This window comes from bacterium (genome assembly GCA_040756715.1).
Taxonomy (GTDB): domain Bacteria; phylum UBA9089; class UBA9088; order UBA9088; family UBA9088; genus JBFLYE01.
This window is the reverse complement of sequence record JBFLYE010000058.1, coordinates 1-4,312: the sequence shown is the minus strand read 5'-3', so window position 1 is coordinate 4,312 and position 4,312 is coordinate 1. Positions and strand designations below refer to the sequence as shown.

The following is a 4,312-nucleotide window of genomic DNA, read 5'->3' as shown; positions in this document are numbered from 1 at the left end:
ATCCCAATTTCAACAAGGAATATGGCAAACAAAGAAATGCAATCCCAAGCAATCTTACTAACCATAAATACACAAGTTCCCCAAATCTCAGAGCTTTTTCAATCATACCCCAATCCCGCAAAGGATGCCTGCTATATCCCATTCAAGCTTTCCAAGGATTCAAATGTTTCTCTTGAAATCTATAACATCTTAGGACAAAGGGTAAGGACAATAGAGCTAGGACAAAAACCCAAAGGCTCATATACCCAAAAGGATAGGGCAATATTCTTTGACCTAAAAAATAATGCTGGACAAAACCTCTCTTCTGGATTATACTTTTATAAAATAAAGGCAGATGATTTCTCTGCCATAAAGTCAATGGTGGTGAAATAAAAAAATGCTTGACAAAGTATTTGATTGAGATTTATAATAGAAATATGAAAAATAAGGTAGATGATTTCTTTAAGTCAAGGGTGGTAAAATGAAGAAGTTGCAGATTTTAAAGGTATGTTCTTCTGTTCTTCTGTTCTTCTGCTCTTCTGTTCTAATAGCAAAGGATTATGGCGGAGAGGCAGGGGTATATTTAAGGATGGGATTAGGGGCAAGAGCCTTTGGCATGGGAGGGGCATTTACCTCCTTGGCAAATGACTTTAGTGCAAGCTATTGGAACCCAGCAGGCTTAATCCAGCTTGAAAAGAGAGAGGTTGGTTCAATGTATTCCATTCTTTCATTGGATAGAAAATACAATTTCCTAAATTATGCCTCACCCATAGACGAGGAATCAGCCTATGCCCTCTCCCTGATAAACTTTGGGGTTTCTGGGATAGAGGAATGGAAAGATAAAACAACATATCTTGGAAAATTCACAGACTCAGAAAATACCCTCCTTTTATCCTATGCCAGGCTGATAAAAGAGATAAGCATCGGAGGAAATATAAAGCTTTTACATCAGCAGATGAACCCAACCTCGGGAAAGCATTCGGGAAAGGGGTGGGGTATTGATTTAGGGATTATTAAGCCATTTAACAACAAGCTTTATCTTGGACTCATCCTTCAAGATGCAGGTTCTTATCTTGAATGGGATACTGGCTTAACCGACAAGCTTCCCCTTGATCTAAGATGTGGCTTAGGAGCAAGGCTTTTAGATGAAAAGCTTAATCTCTGCCTTGACCTTGAAAAGATAGAGGAAAGGAGCAACCTAAAACCCCATCTTGGCATTGAATACTGGATAAAGAATAACATTGGCATAAGGGCAGGGCTTAACTCAAAAGACCCCACCGCAGGCTTTTCCTTAAGATTTCCCCTCTCAAACACAAGCCTTGGTTTTGATTACAGCTTCTCACCCGATACCTTCACCGCCTTTGACGAGGTTAAAGAATACAACCATAGGCTTTCCTTTTCTTCAAGGTTTTAAGCTCTGGTTCAAGTGCAACCTTTGATGGAAAACAACCATCAGGGTTGAGTTTTCACAAAATCCAACCGGACTTCCTCTTGAGGTAAATATCTACGATGTAGCAGGAGACCTTGTTTGGGAAAAGAGAGGATACGATAGGGTTGATGGTAATGCATTGGAGATTGACTGGGATGGCAGAAATGGCAATCAAAAACCTGTTGCCAATGGCGTATATTTTGCACGGGTAATTGTAGACCTAGGCCATAAGAAACAGGCAAAGATTATAAAGATTGCCATAATAAGGTGAATACAAAGGTAAAGCAATATATCGAGCAAGCAGATGAATATATAAAAGAAGGCGATAAAGAATTTAGAAAAGGAGACCTTCGCCAGACAGGAGAGAAATATTGGGGGGCAGCAACCCAAATCCTTAAGGCTTATTGTGAACTAAAGGGTTGGCCTCATGATGGACATGCCAAGCTGTTTCAAAATGTAAGTAAACTGTGTGTAGAGATTGATAATAGAAAACTACTAGACCAATTTGGTTTAGCGGGTATGCTCCATACGAATTTCTACGAAGGCTGGCTTACCAAAGAGCAAGTAGAAGAATATGGGCTTCAGAGTAAAGAATTTATTAAAAAGATAAAAACCCTGATTGAAGGAGAAAAGGAGGGAAAAGAAAAATGAAGAGGCTTTTAAAAGCAAGTTTGGTAGTTTTGGGAATGGGTTTTTTAAAAGGGCAAAAGCAGCAGATTTCCCTGCGCCAGGAAGCTATACAACCATTCAATCTGCAATAAATGCCGCAAATAATGGCGATACAATAAAAACTTAAAACTTAAAAATGCAAAATGAAAAATAGCTTTTAAAGAGAGTTAAACACATACGAAAAAATGAAGGCAAAACAAAAGAAAGAGATTACTATTGATAAAAAAGAGATAATCATTGTTTCCTTGCTTCTTCTTGTTGCCCTTATCTTTCGCCTTATCTATCTTTCCTCTCTTAAGGCAAATGACCCTTCGTTTTATAATCCTCCTTTGGGAACAGATATGCTTACCTATGATAACTATGCCAAGCAAATCCTTGATGGCACATTCTCTAATAAAGGGCCATATTACTATGGTCCTCTATATTTCTACTTCCTTGCCTTAATCTATAAAATCTTTGGTATAGACCCTTATTTTCCAAGGCTTATCCAGATGATCCTTGGTGTTCTAACCTCCTTTTTAACCTATTTAATCGCAAAGAAGGTCTTTAACAAACCAATTGGCTATATCTCCCTGATTATCTCAATCCTTTATGCAATGTTCTATATCCACGAAGGTGTCTTGCTTATGGAATCCTTGATAACCTTTCTAAATACATTATCCATCTTTCTTCTCTTAAGAATAGAGGATAATCCATCTTACAAAAACATTGCCTTTGCTGGAATTTCTTTAGGTCTCTCTGCCTTAGCCAGGGCAAATATCTTGCTCTTTATTCCCTTTCTTCTTCCCTGGATGCTCATTAATTCAAAATTCAAAATTCAAAATTCAAAATTCTTAAGATATGGCTTTCTTTGCTTAATTATCCTTCTTACCATCTCTCCTGCAACAATCAGGAACTACCTTGTATCTGGCAGATTTGTGCTGATCTCAACCAATGGGCCAGTTAATCTATGGATTGGGAATAACCCTTATGCTGATGGTGAATACACCTACCCTCCCTCCCATTATCAAAAAATGGTAGATGATATAGTAAGAAAGAAAGGGGATGGGGCATATATAGATGAGGTTATCAGGTTTTTTAAAAATAACCCAAAAGGCTTTTTTCTTTTGCAACTTAAAAAATTCCTTCTTTTTTGGCAGGCTTATGAGATTGAAAATAATACAAATTATCCGATGCAAAGGAATTATTCCTGGTTGCTTAGGCTTCCCATATTCCTTGGATTTGGGAGTGTCGGGATTTTAGCCCTGGTTGGAACTATTCTCTCCATAAAGTCTTTAAGAAGGATACTCCTTCTTTATCTATTTCTCTTTTCTGGGATGTTGTCTATTGTAATTGTGTTTATTTTGGGAAGATATAAAATTTGTTTTCTTCCTATTTTTATTATCTTTGCCGGATTTAGCCTCAATTGGTGGTATGAAAAGATTAAAGAGAGAAAATTATCTCCTATCCTTTTATCCCTTATTCCCTTGTTTTTTTCAGGAAATCTTGTTTATTCTCAATATATATCGGGATTTTTTTATCCTCTTGTTCATCCAGAAGGAATACATAAAGAGATTGAGGGTGTGATTGTTATAAAGGATAATGGTGATAACGAAAGATTAAGCAAGGATGCCTTTGTGCTTAAGGGTGAAATTAAAAAGGAGTTAATCATTACAGAAAACCTACAGAAATTTAAAGAAATTATTCTTTTCTTTAGTTATCAAGCCGAAAAGCCAGGGGCATTAACGGTGGATATTAATGGAAGGATTAGAGGAGATTGTTCCATAGGTGGAAGTGGCTCTCTTCTTCAAATAGGCTCAATAAGGCTTAATCCCTCTTTGTTTAACAAAGGAAAGAATACCATTGTTATTTCATCTTCCGAAAATTTTTTATTTCCTATAGATGAAGGAATCACATTCAAAAGGTCATTTTTCTTAAAAAATGGCAGATGGGAAAGTCTAAAAAAGGGAGAATTTATGGTCTGGTTGGAATTGATAAGATAAAAATTTTCCTTGCAAAATTTTGTAAATGATGTTATAATTTTAAGAATGAAAAATTTGAAAAATTATAAAAAGGAGGGAGCAAATCTAGTCACCCTAAAAGGTTTTTATATAACAAAAGCAGGTTCAATAAAGAGCCTGCTTTAAAGGAGGTCGTAAGATGAAAAGAGGAATCTTTGGGATTTTGATGATTTTGACATTCCCTGCCTATTGTAGCTTAACCAAACAGGATATTGAGGAGATAAGGAAGATTGTA

6 protein-coding genes are annotated in these 4,312 nt (G+C 36.5%); all 6 read left to right on the top strand.

What is annotated here, in order from left to right:
- On the top strand, positions 1–372 hold a 372-nt coding region (locus AB1397_02400), incomplete at its 5' end, for a T9SS type A sorting domain-containing protein (GenBank protein MEW6481843.1).
- 88 nt (positions 373–460) lie between these two features.
- Entirely contained in the window at positions 461–1,393 is a 933-nt protein-coding gene (locus AB1397_02395) for a PorV/PorQ family protein (GenBank protein ID MEW6481842.1), read from the top strand.
- 37 nt (positions 1,394–1,430) lie between these two features.
- Positions 1,431–1,679 carry a gliding motility-associated C-terminal domain-containing protein gene (locus tag AB1397_02390; protein ID MEW6481841.1) on the top strand — a complete coding sequence of 83 codons (249 nt, stop codon included), beginning with the start codon at positions 1,431–1,433 and terminating at the stop codon, positions 1,677–1,679.
- Complete coding sequence (locus AB1397_02385) at positions 1,676–2,059, top strand: PaREP1 family protein (protein ID MEW6481840.1); 384 nt, start codon at positions 1,676–1,678, stop codon at positions 2,057–2,059. The genes AB1397_02390 and AB1397_02385 overlap by 4 nt, the downstream gene beginning before the upstream one ends.
- Positions 2,028–2,204 (top strand): hypothetical protein, encoded by a 177-nt coding sequence (locus AB1397_02380; GenBank protein ID MEW6481839.1) that lies wholly within the window; start codon positions 2,028–2,030, stop codon positions 2,202–2,204. The genes AB1397_02385 and AB1397_02380 overlap by 32 nt, the downstream gene beginning before the upstream one ends.
- A gap of 58 nt (positions 2,205–2,262) precedes the next feature.
- Positions 2,263–4,059 carry a glycosyltransferase family 39 protein gene (locus tag AB1397_02375; GenBank protein MEW6481838.1) on the top strand — a complete coding sequence of 599 codons (1,797 nt, stop codon included), beginning with the start codon at positions 2,263–2,265 and terminating at the stop codon, positions 4,057–4,059.
- The last annotated feature ends 253 nt before the right edge of the window (positions 4,060–4,312 follow it).

What these genes read in the sequence shown, in the direction of transcription:
- AB1397_02395 (MEW6481842.1), top strand. Translation starts at nt 461, where the DNA reads ATGAAGAAGTTGCAGATTTTAAAGGTATGTTCTTCTGTTCTTCTGTTC.
- AB1397_02375 (MEW6481838.1), top strand. Translation starts at nt 2,263, where the DNA reads ATGAAGGCAAAACAAAAGAAAGAGATTACTATTGATAAAAAAGAGATA.